The organism is Streptomyces sp. NPDC093109 (assembly GCF_040701725.1).
GTDB lineage: Bacteria > Actinomycetota > Actinomycetes > Streptomycetales > Streptomycetaceae > Streptomyces.
The window spans coordinates 1-19,191 of sequence record NZ_JBFBEZ010000053.1 but is presented as its reverse complement, the minus strand read 5'-3'; the positions used below and the strand labels follow the sequence as shown (position 1 = coordinate 19,191).

Below are 19,191 nucleotides of genomic sequence, written 5' to 3'. Positions count from 1 at the left end.
CCGGCGTGCTGTACACCGGGCGGCCCCCTGTCGAACGGGGCGGGACGGGTCAGCCGCGCCAGGTGTCGGAGAGGGTGACCTTTCCGGTCGCGGGCACGGTCGCCGTACGGTTGGCGCCGCTCTCCCACGTCACATTGCCCGCCGCGTCCTTGCGGAGGTACTTGTACGCGAAGGACGTGCCGGCCGGCAGCGCCACGTCGAGCTTCCACACCGGGTAGGCCGCCGGGCCGAGCTTCAGCGCGCTGCCGGTGTTCCAGTTGCCGAGCGCGGACTGGTCGCCGGTGACGTAGATGTCCTGCCCGAGGACCGTGGTCGCGCTCACCCCGAAGGACGCGCCCGAGGTACCCGTGCCGGGATCCGGGTCGGAGCCGCCGGGCGTCGCTGTGCAGGTGCGCGCGCCCGTGTGCAGCGCGAGCGCCGTGTTGGCGCCGAGGGTGGCGGTGAACTGACCGGAGCCGTTGACGGTCACCGCGTTGCCGCTCTGCACATCGCAGTAGTCGCCGGCGGGCAGCGAGGTCTGGAAGGTGCGGGTGAGCGCGGAGCTCTCGTGGTTGAGGGCGACATACCCGGCCGAGCCGCGCCCGAAGGCGATCCGGTTCGCCCCGTTGTCCCACCAGTCGGTGACGGCCTGGCCGCGCGTGGTGTTGCGGAAGCCGACCATCGAGGCGATCTCGCGCCAGGCGTGCTGGCACTTCCAGCCGTCGCTGTAACAGGCGTTGACCGTACCGCCGTTGGGCGGGCCCGCGTCCCGGTCGGTGAACTCGTACCCGGAGTGCACGTCGGGCGAACCGTACGGCCAGGCCAGCATGAAGACGTTGGCGAGGGTGTAGTTGGCGCCGTCCTTGTAGCTGAGGGTGTCGCCGCCGCGCTCGGTGTCGTGGTTGTCGACGAAGACGGCCGACCTGCCCGACTCCATGTAGCCCCAGCTCTCGCCGAAGTTCTTCAGATAGGCGAGGTTCTCCCCGGTGACGACCCGCTTGAGGTCACGGGCGTACCGGAACTCCTGGACGTCGCCGGTAGCGAGGTACTCGCTCGGCGAGACGGCCTCGCCGGCGCCGTATATCGCCTCCTGCTTCCAGTACGCGCCCGGGCTGCTCAGCCTGCTCTTGATGTTGGCGAGATCGGCGGCGGCCATGTGCTTGGCGCCGTCGATGCGGAAGCCGTCGACGCCGAGGGAGAGCAGGTCGTTCAGGTACGCGGCGATCCGGCCGCGTACGTACTCGGCACCGGTGTCGAGGTCCGAGAGTCCGACCAGTTCGCAGTTCTGGACGTTGGAGCGGTCGTTGTAGTTGGTGATGTCCGACCGGCAGGTGTGGAAGTCGGCGTCCGAATAGGTGCCCGGGTAGCTGTACTTGGTGTACGAGGAGCCGCCGGTGCCGGTGCCGCTGCCGGCCGTCATGTGGTTGATGACGGTGTCGGCGACGACCTTGACACCGGCCGTGTGGCAGGTGCTGACCATGTTCGAGAAGGCGGCGCGGTCGCCGAGCCGGCCGGCGATCCGGTAGCTGACGGGCTGGTACGAGGTCCACCACTGGGCGCCCTGGATGTGCTCCTGGGGCGGCGAGACCTGTACGTATCCGTAGCCGGCCGGGCCGAGCGTGTCCGTGCACGCCTTGGCTATGGAGTCGAACTTCCACTCGAACAGTACGGCGGTGACGTCCTTGGACCCCGGCGGCGCGGCCTGGGCGGGCTGGGCGGGGACCGTCAGGGCGACGGCCGCGCCGGCCACGAGGGCCAGCGCGGCGGCCAGGGGGCCCCTGACACGGGCTCTGCGAGCCATGTTTCCTCCAACAACACTGGTGGGGAAGGTGCGGGTGCAGTGCGGGTGGTGCGTCAAAGGGGGGCTGGGCCGGTTACACGGCCCACCACACCGTGGTGTCGGCGGGCAGCTCGGTGTGGCCGCCGTCGTCCCCGGCCTGGACCGGGACCGCGCCCGGGACCGGGCCGCTGGCCAGCAGCGGGCGGCCGGGCGTCGCGATCCGTACCGGCGCGTCCGTCGTGTTGACCGTGCAGCGGAAACCGGGCCGGCCGAGCGCGAGCACGCCCTCGGGCGCCTCGTACCACTCCACGTCCGTGCCCGCGCCGAGCCCCGGGTGCTCCTTGCGTACGGTCAGGGCCGCCCGGTACAGCTCCAGCGTGGAGTCCGGGTCGCCGGTCTGCGCCTCGACGGAGTGCGCGCCCCAGCCGGCCGGCTGCGGAAGCCAGCTGCCGCCGTCGCCGAAGCCGTACGAACTCCCCTCGCGCGTCCAGGGGATGGGCACCCGGCACCCGTCGCGGAAGCCGTCCTGGCCGTCCGCGCGGAAGAACGACGGGTCCTGGCGTGCCTCGTCGGGCAGGTCGGTGACGTCGGGCAGCCCCAGCTCCTCGCCCTGGTAGAGATAGGCGGAACCGGGCAGGGCCAGCATGAGCAGCGTCGCCGCGCGGGCCCGGCGCAGTCCGAGCGTACGGTCGCCGGCCAGCCGGGTCTGGGTGCCGACGCCGGGCGGGCTCGCGAAGCGGGTGGCGTGCCGGGTCACATCGTGGTTGGAGAGCACCCAGGTGGCCGGGGCGCCGACCGGGCGCATCGCGGCGAGCGAGACCTCGATGACCTCGCGCAGCGCGGACGCCTCCCAGGAGGTGCCCAGGTACTGGAAGTTGAACGCCTGGTGGAGTTCGTCGGGGCGTACGTAGTTGGCGGTGCGCTCGACGGTGGGGGTCCAGGCCTCGGCGACGGCGATGCGGTCGCCGGGGTACTCGTCGAGGATGGTGCGCCACTGCCGGTAGACCTCGTGCACCCCGTCCTGGTCGAAGAACGGCATGACGTCGTTGCCGAGCAGCCGCAGCTGGCCGCCCGCGCCGATGTCGGGCAGTCCTGCCTCCTTGACCAGCCCGTGGGCGACGTCCACGCGGAAGCCGTCGACGCCCATGTCGAGCCAGAAGCGCAGGATGGAGCGGAACTCGTCGGCGACGGCCGGGTGGTCCCAGTTGAAGTCGGGCTGCTCGGGCGCGAAGAGGTGCAGATACCAGTCGCCGGGGGCGCCGTCCGGGTCGGTGGTCCGCGTCCAGGCGGGGCCGCCGAAGATGGAATCCCAGTCGTTGGGCGGCAGTTCGCCGTCCTGGCCCTTCCCCGGCCGGAAGTGGTAGCGCTCGCGCAGCGCGGAGCCCGGCCCTTCGCGCAGGGCGCGCTTGAACCACTCGTGCTCCGACGAGGAGTGGTTGGGGACGAGGTCCACGATGATCCGCAGATTCAGTTCGTGGGCGTCACGGATCAGCGCGTCGGCGTCCAGCAGGGTGCCGAACATCGGGTCGATGGCGCGGTAGTCGGCCACGTCGTACCCCGCGTCGGCCTGCGGGGAGGCGTAGAACGGGCTGAGCCAGACGGCGTCGACGCCCAGCTCGGCGAGGTACGGGAGGCGGCGCCGCACCCCGTCGAGGTCGCCCATCCCGTCGCCGTTGCCGTCGGCGAAGCTGCGTGGATAGACCTGGTAGATCACCGCGTCCTGCCACCAGCCGTGGCGGTGGCCCGGGGCGTCGTCGGACGTGCCGGTGAAAGGGGCAGCGAGGTGCTGGGTCATGGTGTCCCTGGGGTGTCTGGGGTGTCTGACATATCTGGGTCTTGAAGGAGACGTACGGCCGGTCAGCCCTTGACCGCCCCGGCCGACATCCCGGTGACGAGATGCCGCTGCGCGAAGAGGAAGACCAGCGCGGCGGGGATCGCGATCAGGACGGACGCGGCGGTCATCGGGCCCCACTGGGCGCCGTACTGGTTGACGAACTTCTGGAGGCCGCCGGCGAGCGTGAGGTTCTCGTCGCCGACCATGAAGGCCGAGGCGTAGGCGACTTCGCCCCAGGCGGTGATGAAGGAGTAGAACGCGGTCACCGCGAGCCCCGGCTGCGCGAGCGGCAGGATCAGCCGGAAGAAGGTGCCGAAGGGGTTCAGTCCGTCGACCATGCCGGACTCGTCGATCTCCCGGGGGATGGTGTCGAAGAAGCCCTTCATCATCCAGGCGCAGAACGGCACGGAGATGGTCAGGTAGGTGATGACCAGGCCGGCGGACCTGTTGAGCAGCCCGAGCCCCGCCATGATGTTGTAGATCGGCACGATGAGGACGGCGACCGGGAACATCTGGGTGACCAGCAGCGTCCACATCAGTCCGCGCTTGCCGGGGAAGCGGAAGCGGCTGACCGCGTAGCCGGTGGTGGCGGCGGTGAACACCCCGAGGAGGGTGGTGAGGCCGGCGACGAGGAGCGAGTTGCCGAACCAGGTGAGGAACGGGGTGTCGCGCAGCAGGTCGGTGTAGTTCTCGAACGTCGTGTCGCGGAAGAAGTCGGTGGTCGTCGCGTAGCTCGCGGGCTTGAGCGAGGTCAGGAAGACCCAGAGCACCGGGAAGACGGCGATGACGGACGCGACGACGAGCGTGATGTGCAGCGCGACGGAGGCGAGCGGCGAACGCCGCCCGCGGCGCGGCGTGTTGGCGGTCGGAGCGACGGCGCGGGCGGTGGCGCGGGCCGTGGCGGTGGCGGTGGTCACCACGTATCTCCCTGCTTGCGGAGGACTCGCCGGTAGACCGCGGCGAAGAGCATCAGGAGGACGAGGATCAGCACGCCCCAGGTGGAGGACTGCGCGTAGTCGCGCGGGCTGATCTCGAAGGAGAACTTGTACGCCTGGGTGACCAGGATCTGGGTCGCCTCGCCCGGCCCGCCCCGGGTGAGCAGGAAGATCACCGGGAACATGTTGAACGTCCAGATGGTGGAGAGCAGGATCACGGTCGTGCTGACCGGCCGCAGCGCCGGCACGGTGATGTGGCGGAACCGCTGCCGGGCGTTCGCGCCGTCCATCTCGGCGGCCTCGTACATCTCCCCGGGGATGGCCTGGAGCCCGCCGAGCAGCGCGACCATCATGAAGGGCACGCCGAGCCAGACGTTGACGGCGATGACCGAGAACTTGGCCCAGGTGGGGTCGTTGAGCCAGGGCACCGCGTCGATGCCGCCGCCCGCAAGCAGCTTGTTCAGGAAGCCGCGGTCCTCGTTGTAGAGGAAGCGCCAGGCGAAGACGGAGACGAAGCCCGGTACGGCCCAGGGCAGGATCAGCAGCATCCGGTAGAGGGAGCGGCCGGCGATCCGGCGGTTGAGGAGGGTGGCCAGCCCCAGGCCGAGCGCGAAGGTGACGCTGACGCAGGAGACCGTCCACACCAGGGTCCAGCCGAGCGTGGCCAGGAACTGACTGCCCGTCAGAGCGTCGGCGTAGTTGTCGAGTCCGACGAACTCGTAGGTCGCCGGGATGTGGTTGACGCCGATGTTCCGCTCGACGTTGCGCTCATTGGCGTCGGTGAGCGACAGATAGACGCCGCGCAGCAGCGGGTATCCGATGATCACGCCGATCACGACGACGACCGGGGCGACCATGGTCCAGGCGTACCAGTGGGTCGCGAGGGCGCGCCGGAACCCGCCGTCGGTCCGGGTCTTCCCGGCCGGGTCGCCAGTGCCGCGGCTCCGGCCGCGGACGGGGGTACCGTCCGCGGCCGGTGCCACCGACTGGCCGGTGTGGACAGCCATGGCTACTTCCAGCCCTTGAGCAGCTTGCGGTAGGCGTCCCCGGTGGACTCGACGCCCTTCTCCGGGGTGGTCTGGCCGGTGAGGACCTTGGTGTACTCGGTGACGAGCGGCGCGAACAGGCTGCCGGTCTCCGGGATCCAGGGGCGCTCGATGGCCTTGTCGACGACGGGCTTGAAGAAGCCGACGATCTCGTTCTTCGCGACCTCCGGGCGCGCGTAGACCGAGGTACGGGTCGGGAGCAGGCTGAGCTCCTCGGCGACCTTGGCCTGGCTCTCGGCGGACGTCATGTACGCGGTGAAGGCGTAGGAGGCGTCGAGGTTCTTGGAACCGGCGTACACCGCGAGGTTGTGGCCGCCCTGCGGGGCGCCCTGCCCGGCGGATCCGGCCGGTACGGGCGCGATGCCGAGGTTGGCCTTGTCCTTGAACTGCGCGCCGCCGTAGGTGTCGGCGACGGCCCACGGGCCGTTGATGATCATCGCGACATCGCCGTCCTTGAACGACGCCTGCATGTTCTCCCAGCCGTCGGTGGCGTCGGTCTTGGCCGCGCCGGAGTCGACGAGGTCCTTGACGACGGTCATGGCCTTGACGCCGGCGGGGTCGTCGACGGTGACGGTCTTGGACTTGGCGTCGACCAGGTTGCCGCCCTCGCCGTACAGGAACGACAGGAACCAGTAGGCGTCGTCGCCGCGCAGATAGAGGCCGGTCTTGCCGGTCCTGCTCTTGATCTTCTTCGAGACGCTCTTCAACTCGTCGACGGTCCCGGGCACTTCCACCCCCGCCTCCTTGAAGATCTTCTTGTTGTAGAAGATGCCCATGGAGTCGATGACCTGCGGCGCCGCGTAGGTCTTGTCGTCGTACCGGGTCGAGGCGGCGGCCTGCGGCAGGAAGTCCTTCTCGTCCTTGAGCGCGGGCGTGCCGTCCAGCGGCGCGAGGTAGCCGAGGTCGGCGAACTCGGGGGTCCAGGCGACCTCGGAGCGGATGACGTCGGGCGCGCCGGAGCCGGACTGCGCGGCGTTCTTGAACTTGTTCTGGGCGTCGCCGAAGGGCACGTTGACGTAGTTGACCTTGACCTTCGGGTGCTGGGCGGTGAAGCCCTCGGCCAGCTTCCTGAAGACCTTGTCCTCGCTGCCGACGGTCGAGGTGTCCCACCAGGTGACCGTCCCCGACAGCTCACCACCCTTGCCACCGGCGCTTCCTGAGTCGCCGTCACTTCCGCAGGCGGTCGCCGCGAGGGCCAGGATCGCGGCCAGGGCGGTGGCCGTTATGCCACGTCGCATCCGAACTCCTTACAACTGCCGTACCGCTCCGTCGCGGCGCCGGGTCGGTGGTGAAGTTAACAGCGATGCAAGAACGCCGAAAGACCTTGCGGAATATTTCTGCAAGAAGTGCCGATCGTTACCGGGGTGTGTCCCGTGCGTACGTTGGCGAGTGTTGGCCAATCCCTTGACTGGAGGGCCTTGAGCTGACAGGGCGATCGGCGGAGGGTTCGCAAGATCTTGCAAGAGCTTGCTGCCGCGGTCGGAAGCCATGCGTGGTGGGCAATCCGACACACGCCCGGTACAGTCCACTCCCATGACCGCACGGCTTGCCGATATCGCAGCTCAGGCGGGGGTCAGTGAAGCGACGGTCAGCCGCGTTCTGAACGGCAAACCCGGGGTTGCCGCGACCACCCGCGAGTCCGTACTCGCCGCGCTCGACGTCCTCGGATACGAACGCCCCGTACGTCTGCGCCGCCGCAGCGCGGGGCTCGTCGGGCTGATCACGCCCGAGCTGGAGAACCCGATCTTCCCGGCGCTCGCCCAGGTCATCGGCCAGGCGCTGACCCGCCAGGGCTACACCCCGGTGCTGGCGACCCAGACCCCCGGCGGCTCGACCGAGGACGAGTTGACGGAGATGCTCGTCGAACGGGACGTCGCCGGCATCATCTTCGTCTCCGGGCTGCACGCCGATACGTCGGCCGACATGCGGCGGTACGAGAAACTGGGCTCCCAGGGCGTGCCGTTCGTCCTCGTGGACGGCTTCTCGCCGAAGGTGCGGGCGCCGTTCATCTCCCCCGACGACCGCGCGGCCGTCCGGCTCGCGGTGACCCATCTCGTCTCGCTCGGCCACCAGCGGATCGGCCTCGCGGTGGGTCCGAAGCGCTTCGTCCCCGTACTCCGCAAGATCGAGGGGTTCCGTACGGTCGTACCGGAGCTGCTGGGGCTGTCCGCCGAGGAGACCGAGGAGCTGATCCAGCAGTCGCTGTTCACCCTGGAGGGCGGCCAGGCGGCGGCCTCCGCGCTGATCGAGCGCGGCTGTACGGCGGTGGTGTGCGCCAGCGACATGATGGCGCTCGGCGCGATCAGGGCCGCGCGCCGGCTCGGTCTGGAGGTGCCCAGGGATCTGTCGGTCGTCGGCTTCGACGACTCGCCTCTCATAGCGTTCACGGATCCGCCGCTGACGACGGTACGCAAGCCGGTGCCGGCGATGGGCCAGGCCGCGGTGCGCACGCTCCTGGAGGAGATCGGCGGTACGCCCGCGCCGCACAGTGAATTCGTCTTCATGCCGGAGCTGGTCGTACGCGGTTCCACCGCCTCGGGTCCGGCCCCCGCCGTGCCGCGGTGACGCGATGGCTCGGTGACGCGGTGGCTCGGCTCTCGTACTGAGGAGTGAGTCGTACTTGAGTAGTAGCGAATGCGCCCCGAACAGGACCGAGGGATGATCGGTCGGGGGCTCGAATCTGGCAGACTTTCCCACCATGGGTGAATCCACCGTGAACACACAGGAAAGCCGAACGGCCACTCCTCCGTCACCCATCCCTGACGAGGCGGCCCGCCCGGCGACCGAAGATCCGCCCGGCCCTCCCGAGGCCGCCGGCCCCCGGACAGCCTGGCACCGGCGCCTGCGGACGCCCCGTCGCCCGCGCATCTGGTTCGAGATCCTGCTGATCGCGGTGAGTTACTACACCTACTCGCTGATCCGTAACGCGGTCCCGGAACAGAAAGCGAAAGCGCTCAGTAACGCGGACTGGATCTGGCGTACGGAACACACGCTCGGTATCGCGGTGGAGCGTTCGATCAATCACGCGGTGGATTCGGTGACGTGGTTGATCATCGGCATGAACTACTACTACGCGACCTTGCATTTCATTGTCACGATCGGTGTGCTGATCTGGCTCTTCCGGAGCCATCCCGGCCGTTACGCGGCGACCCGGCTGGTGCTCTTCTCGACCACGCTGGTGGCCCTGCTCGGTTACTACCTGTATCCGCTGGCGCCGCCCCGGCTGATGACCGGCGAGGGCTTCATCGACACGGTCGCGCACCACCAGACATGGGGGTCGATGGCCTCCGGCAACCTCAAGAACATGTCGAACCAGTACGCGGCGATGCCGTCGATGCACATCGGCTGGTCGCTCTGGTGCGGCCTGACCATCTTCGCGCTCGCCAAGGCGCCCTGGGCGAGAATCCTCGGCCTGCTCTACCCCGCGGCCACCCTGGTGGTGATCGTCTCCACCGCCAACCACTTCTGGCTGGACGCCGTGGGAGGCATGATCTGCCTGGCGTTCGGCTTCGCCGTCTCGGCCCTCTGGTACGGCTCGCTGCCGTACCGTCTGCCGCGACGGGTCGCGACAGAGCGCCCGGAACGCCCCGCCGAGAGGCAGGAGGCGTACTGATCTCTGAACCACAGGAGTCGTCTTGGCCGTCTTGGCACCCCGCCCCGGAACCGGCCGTAACGGCCGTCACAGCCGTTACGCCGCACTTCTGCTGTCGCTGATAACCGCGACCGGCGCGCTCACCGGCTGCGAACTTCTGGACGCCGCGCTGGACCGGGGCTGCGAGGACAGCGAGCGCCGGATCGAGGAGGCGGAGTCGTATGGCGTCCTCGGCTCCCACCCGGAGGGCGCCATCGTGCCGAAGGGCTTCGAGGAGGTCGACTCCGGCTGCTGGGCGGACAGCGGCTCCGCCTATGTGTGGGCCGACCGCACCTACGTATTCCCCGGCGACAAGGCCGAAGTGACCGCGTACTACCGGGAGGCGGCGAAGCGCGACGGCTGGAAGCTGTCCGGCGCCTACGATCCCTCCGGGGAGTACGGGGAGCGGGCGAAAGCGGGGGAACCCGCGGATCTGTGCTTCACCCTCGGCAAGGACGACGACAGCACGATACTGGACGTCTTCTTCCTGGCCGAGGGAGTGCTCGCTCTCGACGAAGAGCGCAAGCCCGGACCCGAATTCAGCTCCGGATCCGGCTACCGCGTGTCCATCGACTCCACGGCGGACGGCTCCCCGAACGGCTGCCCGGACTGAGCCCCGCCCTCTTCGGCCCCCGCCCCGCCCCTCAGTCCCCCGTCCCGTAGAACAGCTTGTCCACCACCGCGCGCGCCCGGCGCGTCGTACGGCGGTAGTCCTCCAGCATGTCCCCGCTGTACGACGCGGGCGCGGCCGGCGGGCGGGTGCCCTGGGAGGCGGTGGGGCCGGGTGCGTAGCCCAGGTAGCGGCCCATGGCGCCGAGTTCGCGGGCGTCCGAAGGGAAGGTGTCGCCAGGACGGCCGCGGACCAGCATCGCGCCGTTGCGCACCCGGGTCGCCAGCACCCACGCGTCGTCGAGGATCCGCGCGTCCTCCGGCGCGAGCAGCCCCGCCGCGCCGGCCGCCGCCAGCGCCGCGCGGGTGCGGGTGGTGCGCAGCGCGGGGACCGCGTGACCGTGGCGCATCTGGAGGAGCTGGACCGTCCACTCGACGTCGGAGAGCCCGCCCCTGCCCAGCTTGGTGTGGAGCGTACGGTCCGCGCCACGCGGCAGCCGCTCGGTCTCCATACGCGCCTTGAGCCGGCGGATCTCCCGTACCGCCTCGTCGCCGAGGCCCTCGGCGGGATAGCGCAGCGGATCGATCAGCTCGATGAAGCGGCGGCCCAGCTCCGCGTCGCCCGCCATCGGCTCGGCGCGCAGCAGCGCCTGGCTCTCCCACCCCAGCGACCAGCGGCGGTAGTACGCGGCGTACGAGGCGAGCGTCCGGACCATCGGGCCGCTCTTGCCCTCCGGCCGCAGATCGGCGTCGATCAGCAACGGCGGTTCGGAGGAGGGCACTTGGAGCAGCCGCCGCATCTCGGTCACCACCGCGTTCGCCGCCCGGGCCGCCTCCTGCTCGTCGACGCCGTCGCGCGGTTCGTGGACGAAGAGCACGTCCGCGTCCGAGCCGTATCCCATCTCGTGCCCGCCGAACCGGCCCATGCCGATGACCGCGAACCGGGTCGGCAGTGTGTCGCCCCACTGGGTGCGTACGACGGCGCGCAGGGCGCCCGCGAGGGTGGCCGCGTTGAGATCGGTGAGCGCGTTCCCCACCCGGTCGACCAGCGCCCCCGGGTCCTTCTCCGCCGGGCTCTCCTCCGTACCGTACGAGCCGATGATGTCGGCGGCCGTCGTACGGAACAGCTCCCGCCTGCGCACCCCGCGCGCCGACTCGACCGCGCCCTCGGCGGTGTCCGCGCGGCCGACCGCCGCGAGGACCTCCTGCTCCAGATGGTCACGGCCGCGCGGTGTCAGCCCGTTGGGGTCGCCGAGCATGGCCACCGCCTCGGGCGCCCGCAGCAGCAGATCGGGGGCGAGCCGCCCGGCCGACAGCACGCGCGCGAGGTTCTCGGCGGCGGCCCCCTCGTCGCGCAGGAGCCGCAGATACCAGGGCGTCTTGCCCAGCGCGTCCGAGACCTTGCGGAAGCCGAGCAGCCCGGCGTCGGGGTCGGCCGAGTCCGCGAACCAGCCGAGCAGCACCGGCAGCAGCGTCCGCTGGATCGCCGCCTTGCGGGTCACCCCGGACGACAGCGCCTCCAGATGGCGCAGCGCCGCCACCGGATCCGCGTACCCCAGCGCCTCCAGCCGCTGGCCCGCCGCCTTCGGGGAGAGCCGGGTCTCGCCGGGGGCGAGCTGGGCGACCGCGTCGAGCAGCGGCCGGTAGAAGATCTTCTCGTGCAGCCGCCGGACGACGGCGGCGTGCCGCTTCCAGGCCCGGTTCAGCTCGGCGACCGGATCGCCGCGCAGCCCGAGCGAGCGCCCGAGCCGCCGCAGGTCCGCCTCGTCCTCCGGCACCAGATGCGTGCGCCGGAGCCGGTAGAGCTGGATCCGGTGCTCCATCGCGCGCAGGAAGCGGTACGCCTCGTCCAGCTGCGCCGCGTCCGTACGGCCCACGTAGCCGCCCGCCGCGAGCGCGGCCAGCGCGTCGAGCGTGGAGCCGCCGCGCAGCGTGGAGTCGCTGCGGCCGTGCACCAACTGGAGGAGCTGGACGGCGAATTCGACGTCGCGCAGCCCGCCGGGGCCGAGCTTCAGCTCGCGCTCCACCTGGCCGGGCGGGATGTTGTCGACGACCCGGCGGCGCATCTTCTGCACGTCGGGGACGAAGTGGTCGCGCTCGGCGGCCTGCCAGACCAGCGGCGAGACGGCGTCGATGTACCGCGCGCCGAGCTCCGGGTCCCCGGCGACCGCGCGGGCCTTGAGCAGCGCCTGGAACTCCCAGGTCTTGGCCCAGCGCTGGTAGTAGGCGAGATGGCTGCTGAGTGTCCGTACGAGCGGTCCGTTGCGCCCCTCGGGCCGGAGGTTGGCGTCGACCGGCCAGATCGTGCCCTCCATGTTGGACTCGGAGCAGATCCGCATCAGGTGCGACGCCAGCCGGGTCGCCGCCCGGATGGCCGCGCCCTCGTCGGCGTCGGGAGCGCCCTCCGCGGTCTCGGCCGGCTCCCCGACGAAGATCACGTCCACGTCGGAGACGTAGTTCAGCTCGTGGCCGCCGCACTTGCCCATCGCGATGACCGCGAGCCGGCAGACGGCGGCGTCCTCGGGGGCGGCGGCCTTGGCGATCGCGAGGGCCGCGCGCAGGGTCGCCGTGGCGAGGTCGGCCAGCTCGGCGGCGGTCTCGGCGACATCCGTCGTCCCGCAGACGTCCCTGGCCGCTATGGAGAGCAGGCTCCGGCGGTAGGCGATCCGCAGCGAGACGGGGTCGGTCGCCGCGGCGAGGACGCGCTCGAACTCGGGGACCCCGGGATGCAGGTCGGCGGGCTCGTACGTCTCCAGGACGTGCCAGTCGCCGGGGTGCCTGGCCAGATGGTCCCCGAGCGCCTCGGAGGCGCCCAGCACCCCGAGCAGCCGGTCCCGCAGGGGCTTCGCCGTCACCACCGTGTCCAGCAGCACCCGCCGCTCGTCGGGCCGGTGCGCCTCGGCCAGCCGGACGAGCGAGCGCAGCGCGAGATCGGGGTCGGCGGCGCCGCCGAGGGCGTCGAGGAACATCGGCTCGGACCGTACGGAAGCCAGCTCGGGCAGCCCGAGCAGCCGCTCGGCGGCGGACGGGTCGGTGAAGCCGTGCCGCAGCAGGCGGGTGAACGTACTGCTTCTGCGCCCCGGCAGTGCCATAGGTAGCCGTCTCCTGTCCACGCTCCGGATGTCCTCAACGCTCCGGAAACCCTGCGATGGAGCCTAGCCGCAGGATCCGATGAGTCGCGGCGACGGGCACGGTCAATACATCCGGAAGCGGACGGCTCACGAGCCGCACCCCGGCACCGACGAGAGGCAGACACCCCCATGCCCCCGAACTCCCCCAAGGACCCCCGCACCGAACTGGACCCCCGCTACGGCGACCCGGCGGCCGAGCCCCTCCCCTGGCCGCGGGCGGTGGAGCTGCTGGCCGGGGCCGAGGTCTTCTGGCTGACGACCGTACGGCCCGAGGGCCGCCCGCATGTCACCCCGCTGCTGGCCCTGTGGTGGGACGGCGCGCTCTACTTCTGCACCGGCGCGGGCGAGCGGAAGGCCAGGAACCTCGCCCACAGCCCGGAGGTCGTCCTCACGACGGGCACGAACACCCTCCGCGGCGGCTGCGACCTCGTGATCGAGGGAACGGCCGTACGCGTCGCCGACGAGGGCCGGCTGACGGCGCTGGCGGGGGCGTGGGAGGCCAAGTACGGCCCGGACTGGCATGTCGAGGTACGGGAGGGCGCCTTCACCGGCAACGGCGGCAACACGGCCCTGGTCTTCGCGGTCTTCCCCCGCACGGCCTTCGGCTTCGCCAAGGACCCGTACGGCCAGACGCGCTGGCGTTTCTCGTGAATTGAGTGGCGGCGGAGGCACCGTCCGGTCCAGGATGGCCGACCACGGTGCCGGCAGCGACGGGGGTGCTGCCGGCGCCGGCAGCCGTGGAGCGACGCACGGCGGGCCGGCGGGAGCCGAAGCTCCGCACCGGCCCGCCGGCCGTACCGCACCCGCCGTCTACAGCACCGGCAGGTTCTTCTTCAGCTCGAAGGCCGTGACCTCGGAGCGGTACTCCTCCCACTCCTGCTTCTTGTTGCGCAGGAAGTCATGGGGCGCCTGATGCCCCTGGGACGACCACCCCACCGCCCGTGCTGGCCTGCCGTCGGGTGGTCGTCATTGGTCGTTGTCGGTCACCGTTGGCGAGCCTCGGACGGCCCACAGACGGCCCCGCGACCGGCCCGGGCGCTCCTCCCGCGCGGGCCCCTGACCAGCTACTTCTTACGTCGTTGCTTCAGCTTCTTCTTGGCCTCTTCAGCCTTGCGCTTGGCCACGTCGTACGCCGACCACGACCCCTGGTGTTGCTGGCAACGAGACGTTCCCACCATCGCCAACCGCCGGCAGCTCCCTCCTGATTTCGTCGGTGCTCCGCACCTGGACTGTGTCCCCATGCCCGATCAGCCCCTCACGTTGCCGGGAGATTCCAACTGGAATTGGTTCGTCACTCAGTGTCCGCACAACCAAACGTCACAAGGAAGGGAACAAGCACGGATCAGTGGCGCACAGGGGCGCACATGACTCCGGATGTGATCCGGCGTAGAGCTACGTGGAGAACCAGCGCGCAAACAAGACGTGCGAGGCTTGGGAAGAACGCAATCTGTTGCGAGACAGCGGGCGAAATCAACGAGCGATCGGGGAGTACTCCACAGATGGGACCGAAGACGACGAAGGTCTACGAGACGATCCGGGATTGGCTCGCCAACGGAGAGCTTGCCCCGGGAGACAAGCTCCCGTCGGAACGGACCCTGGTGGAACAACTGGGCATCGGCCGTACCGCGCTGCGGCAGGTGCTCGCGCGGCTGGTCTCGGAAGGCGCCTTGGAAGTCCGGGGACGCAGTTCCTACCGGGTCCCCGGTGGGGTGAGTGTCGAGACTCCGACCGGGCTGGAGCCGTGGAAGATTCACGGCGAGCGAACCGTCTACGACAACCGTTGGGTGAAGCTCGACCTGTGGGACGTAGAGCCTCCCGGCATGGAGCGCTTCGAGCATCACGTGGTCAAGCTTCAGCGCGTGGCGATCTCCGCCGTGCTGGACGACCAGGACCGCGTCCTCATGCTGTGGCGGTATCGCTTCGTACCCCAGCAGTGGGGTTGGGAGCTCCCGGGCGGCATCGTGGACGCCGGGGAAGATGCCAGGGCCACGGCGTACCGGGAAGTCGAGGAAGAGACCGGGTGGCGCCCCACCTCACTGGACCACGTCGTGACGTATCAGCCGATGGTCGGGATGGTCGACTCTCCGCACGAGATCTTCGTGGGCCGTGGTGCCGAGCGCGTCGGAGAGCCCACCGATCTCGAAGAGGCCGGCCATGTCGAGTGGGTGCCGCTGTCGGACGTGCCGGGCCTGATGGCCAAGGGTGACCTGATGGGATCCGGCACGCTCGTTGCGCTGCTTCACGTACTGGCCAACCGTGGCACTCAGGGTGCTACAGCCGGGCGCTGAGGAGATCGATCCGGCGACGCTGCCGTACGGACCCCGTACGGTTCGCGAGCAGCCGCGCCTGCCGTAGGTGCGTGTTGGCCTGGTCGTACTCGCCGCGCGCGAGGTGGGCATGGGCCAAGTCGCAGCGCAGCCCTGCCTGTGCGCGCACGAAGGACGGGTCCAGCACTTCGAGCGCGCTGTACAGGCTGCCCACGGCGTCGTCATCACCAAGCATCGCGAGCACGTTGCCGTTCCAGCGTGCGAGGTGAGCGCTGTTGAGGAAGATGCTCAGCATGTCCGGGTCCCGGTCTTCGGGCCCGGCCGGGATGCTGCCGGCCGCCGCTTCGAGGGCGCGCCGGCAGTCGTCCGGCATTCCGGCCTGAGCGCACAACTCCGCTTCGGCCGCGTACAGCCATGCCCGGAGTCGTGGGGAGGCTTTCCCCGCCACGGTCCGTTGCGCGTCCCGTACGAGGGAGACCCCGAGCGCCGGACGGCCCGCCTCGCACAGCACGTACGCCTGTTCCGCCATGGCGTGCGCGAGGTACATGGGCGCGTCCGCGTCCTGCGCCGCTCTCTTCGCGAGTTCGTAGTGGCGCCACGCCCGTTCGACCGCTCCCGTGTCGAGCGCCTGCCACGCCGCGAGCGTGGACGCGCCGGCGAGCGCGAGCGCCACGGGCCGCCGCGTCCCCGGGAGAACGGCGAAGTTGAGCGCCTCTTCGAGGGCCGCGAGGTGACCGGTCATCTGGTCGATAAGGCCGGACGCCCCCATCTGCCGGTCCATGGTCCGCAGTAGCTCGGTCTGGTCGTTGAACGTCTTGACCATGGACTCCCCCACGCTGCTTGCCGAGTCGATCCGGGCGAGCAGGTCGTCATAACCGTCGGCCATGGTCGGTCCGGTCGTGGCGGGGGCCGCCCGGAGTTCCGCGTCCGTGACTCCGAGCAAGTGGCGCAGGATCACGGCGTACCGGTCCGAGATGGTCCGCTTGTTGTTCTCCCACTCGGACACGTAGACGCGCAGGCTCGATGTGGCCGCGACGTCCGTGAGGTGTCGCCGGGCGTACTCCTCGATCTCTCGAATCAGGCGCTCTTGGGACCACCCGCGAGATTTTCGCGCGCCCCGGAGTCCTTCACCCACTGGCCACCGCCCGCCGGTCGATCCTCGCTGACCCTCACAGCATGCCTCACATCGCCGCAGGTCAACAGGGGTTAACACCGTTGAGGTTAAGGGCTGTTGGCTACCGGGACCCCCCACCTGCGCGGTCTTCTGGAACCGCACCGCAAGGCAGGTACGGCGCTCGACTCACCGAACCGCTTGACTCTGGTGCGCACCAGATGTCAACCTTCTGGTGCGCACCAGAAAGCGGAGCGCGAACGGCCCTTCTTTGGGCTGCTTCGAAAGCTGCACAGCAAGGGGCCCGGGACAGATCGGGCCGAGGGACCCGGACCCCTGGTCAACCGGAGGGCATCGAGACCGAAAGGTCACGTCTCTGCCTGAAACGGGAGCTCGTGTTCCCGAAGGAGACACGCAAAACCATCCACGTCACAAGAAAGGGGCCGTTGTGATCCGCCGAAGACGCAGGGCGCCGCCGGGCTGGACCGGCACGGCGGCGGCCCGCCCGAGTCATTACGGCCCCAGGGCCGGACGGTTTCGCCGTCCGGGTCGTGGCCGTTCGTGCTGATCAGCCGATACCGCCCGCCCGGTCACCTGATGACCGGGCGGTCCGCGTACCAGTGATCACAGTCACCGGCACCCGCGCCACGGCGCGGCTGCGGGTGGCTGTGGCTACTCGTGCCGAGTGGTCAAAACGAGTGCAGGCCCCGGGTGGCTAGACCCGGGACCCGCGTACCAGGCACCTGATGTGGAGGCACCTGATGTTCGTCAGTCTGACAGATGCGGAGCGGGCCGAGTTGGCCCGCAGGAATGCCGAACGGAACGAGCAGAGCCGGAACGATGCTCGTGCGAAGGGGACCCGGTGATGGGCCGCCGGCAGGAGCCGTCCGAGGCGTTCGCCGCCGAGGAGCAGAACCGGGCCGATGGTCTGGCCCGGCGGTGTGAGGAGATCGCGTCGACGCCGGGGCATCCGTCGCAGGGGAGTCTGCCGTACTACCAGGCCGCGTATCAGAATGCGGCCGGTAACGCCGCTGGTCACACCGCGCAGCCCGGTCACTGACGGCTGCCCGATCCGCCCGTCCCGTACGGGTGGTGAGGGGAGCCGGACAGTCCGGCCCGCCGCTGATCGGGGAGAAATCCGCGTGCACGCTTCCGTCTTCGCCGCCGTGTTCATCGCTTTATGGGTCGGGCACTCGGTGGGTGACCACTGGGTCCAGACCTCACATCAGTCCTGCACGAAGGGACTGCCCGGCTGGACCGGCCGCCTCGCCGCCGCCTGCCACGTCGCCACCCTGACCGTGACCAAGGCGGCCCTGCTCGCCCCGGTCGGCGTGCTGCTGGGACTGGACCTGTCCGTGACGGGTGTGGTCGTCGGTCTGCTGGTCGACGCCGTATCGCACGGGTGGGCCGACCGGCGTTCCACCCTCGCGTGGCTGGCCCGGGTCACCGGCCAGAGCGAGTTCTACTCGCTCGGTACCGGCACGCACCCCGCGCACCCGGTCACCGCCGCCGGTACCCCGTCCGCGCATCTGGGGACCGGCGCCTACGCGCTTGACCAGTCCTTCCACCATGTGTGGCTGCTGGTTGCCGCGCTCATCATCGCGACCGTCTGAACCGGGGGCGTCGTCGTGAACAGGAAGAAAGCCGCCCAGGTCGCCGCCGCCGAGATCCTCGACAAGAGCGGCCCCGCCGGGCTCCACGGGAAGCGCGCCAACGCGTACCGGGACCGGGCCGTGGCCCGCGCACTCGCCGCCGGCGCGACCCGTGACGACATCCGCGCCGAGATCACCCGACAGGCCGGACTCTGACCACCACCCACACCCACACCAACGGTGAGCGGCCCCGGAGTTGCACCTCCGGAGCCGCCCTGAGCCGTTACATCCGCTAGGAGAGATCCGACTCATGACGTACATCGTCACTGTTCAACAGGCCGTTACCGCGTTCGCGGACGGGGTGGAGCCCACCGCCGCCGAGCTGGACGCGATCGAGCTGGAGATGCCGGTCATCGCGGCGGACGTCGAGTTGCTCGACGCGCTGATCATGACCCTCGACCGGCCGCTCACCGAGCTGGACACCCGCCGGATCCGCCGGGCCCACCGCCGGGTGCTCGCCGCCCGCCTCGCGCTCGCCAACCAGGACGCGCCGGCGTTCGTGCCGGGAGGTGCCGCATGAGCACCCAGACCATGACCGACATGGCCGCCCCGCTGGCCGTGCTGCGGGTGCTGGCCGTGGACTTCCCCACCCTGCCCGCCGCGGACGTGGCCGTCTCCACCATCTACCCCGAGCTGCTGACCGTCTCGTTCCACGACGACTTCGCCGCGTTCGAGACATGGCGCGCCGCTCTCGGTATCAGCCCGGAGACGGTGGAGTACGGGGAGCAGAGCAGCGGCCGGACGCGGGTCCTGAGTGTGCGGGCCGACTACGCCGGCGCGCAGGTCCGGCTGGTCGGCTACAGCACGCACCCCGACCATGCCGGGGGTGCGGTATGAGTGCCAAGACCGCGTTGCCCGCCGTCGCGATGACGGTGGTGTCGATGGTCCTGACGTTGGCCGTGGTCGTGATGTGGCTGGGTACGGCGATGCCGTGGCCGGTCGCGCTGGTCGTCGGTCTCGGGATCGACGGGGGATGGCTGGCCACCCTCGCCTACGAACGGCGCTTGGCCGCGCAGGGCGACCACTCCAACGGCGTGACCGCCGTGGGCTGGTCGTTCGGGGTGCTGGCGACCGGCGTCCTGATCGCACACGCTCTCACCGCCGAGGACAACGCCGGTGCGTGGCTGGCCGTCGCATGGCTCCCCGTCGCAGCCAAGGCACTGTGGCTGGTGCACGGGCTGTGGGAGCGGACCGCGCTCACCGGCGAAGCCCTGGA

The 19,191-nt window shown here is 70.2% G+C and carries 17 protein-coding genes and 2 pseudogenes; 11 read left to right on the top strand and 8 right to left on the bottom strand.

Annotation, left to right across the window (positions count from 1 at the left end; all coding sequences use genetic code 11):
• Nucleotides 1-49 precede the first annotated feature (49 nt).
• The 5 genes from AB0389_RS33285 to AB0389_RS33265 all read right to left on the bottom strand — a co-directional run bounded on the left by AB0389_RS33285 (nt 50) and on the right by AB0389_RS33265 (nt 6,812).
• On the bottom strand, nt 50-1,780 hold the full coding sequence (locus AB0389_RS33285; protein ID WP_366399279.1) for a carbohydrate-binding module family 20 domain-containing protein: 1,731 nt from the start codon (nt 1,778-1,780) through the stop codon (nt 50-52).
• A 73-nt stretch (nt 1,781-1,853) separates the two neighbouring features.
• The gene (locus AB0389_RS33280) at nt 1,854-3,554 is read right to left on the bottom strand and encodes an alpha-amylase family glycosyl hydrolase (protein WP_366399278.1); all 1,701 of its coding nucleotides are present in this window, start codon (nt 3,552-3,554) and stop codon (nt 1,854-1,856) included.
• A 62-nt stretch (nt 3,555-3,616) separates the two neighbouring features.
• Nucleotides 3,617-4,510, bottom strand: a complete 894-nt coding sequence (locus tag AB0389_RS33275; RefSeq protein ID WP_366399277.1) for a carbohydrate ABC transporter permease — start codon at nt 4,508-4,510, stop codon at nt 3,617-3,619.
• A complete protein-coding gene (locus tag AB0389_RS33270; RefSeq protein ID WP_366399276.1) occupies nt 4,507-5,535 on the bottom strand; it encodes a sugar ABC transporter permease in 1,029 nt (342 codons plus the stop codon). Before AB0389_RS33270 ends, AB0389_RS33275 begins: the two co-directional genes overlap by 4 nt.
• 2 nt (nt 5,536-5,537) lie before the next feature.
• The gene (locus tag AB0389_RS33265; RefSeq protein WP_366399275.1) at nt 5,538-6,812 is read right to left on the bottom strand and encodes an extracellular solute-binding protein; all 1,275 of its coding nucleotides are present in this window, start codon (nt 6,810-6,812) and stop codon (nt 5,538-5,540) included.
• Nucleotides 6,813-7,107: 295 nt separating this feature from the next.
• Here AB0389_RS33265 and AB0389_RS33260 point away from each other — a divergent pair, with 295 nt between their 5' ends.
• From AB0389_RS33260 to AB0389_RS33250, 3 genes are all read left to right on the top strand, one after another.
• Nucleotides 7,108-8,139, top strand: coding sequence for a LacI family DNA-binding transcriptional regulator (locus tag AB0389_RS33260; protein ID WP_366399274.1), 1,032 nt, complete (start codon nt 7,108-7,110; stop codon nt 8,137-8,139).
• Nucleotides 8,140-8,272: 133 nt separating this feature from the next.
• Nucleotides 8,273-9,187, top strand: coding sequence for a phosphatase PAP2 family protein (locus AB0389_RS33255; RefSeq protein WP_366399273.1), 915 nt, complete (start codon nt 8,273-8,275; stop codon nt 9,185-9,187).
• Between the two features lie 22 nt (nt 9,188-9,209).
• Nucleotides 9,210-9,818 (top strand): hypothetical protein, encoded by a 609-nt coding sequence (locus AB0389_RS33250; protein WP_366399272.1) that lies wholly within the window; start codon nt 9,210-9,212, stop codon nt 9,816-9,818.
• A gap of 31 nt (nt 9,819-9,849) precedes the next feature.
• Here AB0389_RS33250 and AB0389_RS33245 read toward each other — a convergent pair whose 3' ends face one another.
• Nucleotides 9,850-12,906 (bottom strand): bifunctional [glutamine synthetase] adenylyltransferase/[glutamine synthetase]-adenylyl-L-tyrosine phosphorylase, encoded by a 3,057-nt coding sequence (locus AB0389_RS33245; protein WP_366399271.1) that lies wholly within the window; start codon nt 12,904-12,906, stop codon nt 9,850-9,852.
• A gap of 168 nt (nt 12,907-13,074) precedes the next feature.
• Between AB0389_RS33245 and AB0389_RS33240 the strand changes: the two genes are divergently transcribed.
• Nucleotides 13,075-13,596 carry a pyridoxamine 5'-phosphate oxidase family protein gene (locus tag AB0389_RS33240; protein ID WP_366399270.1) on the top strand — a complete coding sequence of 174 codons (522 nt, stop codon included), beginning with the start codon at nt 13,075-13,077 and terminating at the stop codon, nt 13,594-13,596.
• A gap of 159 nt (nt 13,597-13,755) precedes the next feature.
• On the opposite strand, the pseudogene AB0389_RS33235 reads toward AB0389_RS33240, so the two are convergent.
• Nucleotides 13,756-13,842, bottom strand: a pseudogene (locus tag AB0389_RS33235) (glutamine synthetase); the annotation flags it as partial.
• Nucleotides 13,843-14,444: 602 nt separating this feature from the next.
• Between AB0389_RS33235 and AB0389_RS33230 the strand changes: the two are divergent.
• On the top strand, nt 14,445-15,233 hold the full coding sequence (locus AB0389_RS33230; protein ID WP_366399269.1) for a GntR family transcriptional regulator: 789 nt from the start codon (nt 14,445-14,447) through the stop codon (nt 15,231-15,233).
• On the opposite strand, the gene AB0389_RS33225 is transcribed toward AB0389_RS33230, so the two are convergent.
• Entirely contained in the window at nt 15,217-16,218 is a 1,002-nt protein-coding gene (locus AB0389_RS33225) for an XRE family transcriptional regulator (RefSeq protein ID WP_366399268.1), read from the bottom strand. The two genes, AB0389_RS33230 and AB0389_RS33225, sit on opposite strands and share 17 nt — an antisense overlap.
• A gap of 970 nt (nt 16,219-17,188) precedes the next feature.
• Here AB0389_RS33225 and AB0389_RS33220 point away from each other — a divergent pair.
• The 6 genes and pseudogenes from AB0389_RS33220 to AB0389_RS33195 form a co-directional block, all read left to right on the top strand.
• Nucleotides 17,189-17,383, top strand: a complete 195-nt coding sequence (locus tag AB0389_RS33220) for a hypothetical protein (protein WP_366399267.1) — start codon at nt 17,189-17,191, stop codon at nt 17,381-17,383.
• 82 nt (nt 17,384-17,465) lie between these two features.
• The gene (locus AB0389_RS33215; RefSeq protein WP_366399266.1) at nt 17,466-17,936 is read left to right on the top strand and encodes a transcriptional regulator; all 471 of its coding nucleotides are present in this window, start codon (nt 17,466-17,468) and stop codon (nt 17,934-17,936) included.
• 15 nt (nt 17,937-17,951) lie between these two features.
• Nucleotides 17,952-18,131 carry a hypothetical protein gene (locus tag AB0389_RS33210; RefSeq protein ID WP_366399265.1) on the top strand — a complete coding sequence of 60 codons (180 nt, stop codon included), beginning with the start codon at nt 17,952-17,954 and terminating at the stop codon, nt 18,129-18,131.
• Nucleotides 18,132-18,225: 94 nt separating this feature from the next.
• Nucleotides 18,226-18,495 carry a DUF6284 family protein gene (locus AB0389_RS33205; RefSeq protein ID WP_366399264.1) on the top strand — a complete coding sequence of 90 codons (270 nt, stop codon included), beginning with the start codon at nt 18,226-18,228 and terminating at the stop codon, nt 18,493-18,495.
• A complete protein-coding gene (locus tag AB0389_RS33200) occupies nt 18,492-18,812 on the top strand; it encodes a hypothetical protein (RefSeq protein WP_366399263.1) in 321 nt (106 codons plus the stop codon). Before AB0389_RS33205 ends, AB0389_RS33200 begins: the two co-directional genes overlap by 4 nt.
• Nucleotides 18,809-19,191, top strand: a pseudogene (locus AB0389_RS33195) (protein spdB); the annotation flags it as partial. The gene AB0389_RS33200 and the pseudogene AB0389_RS33195, both read left to right, overlap by 4 nt.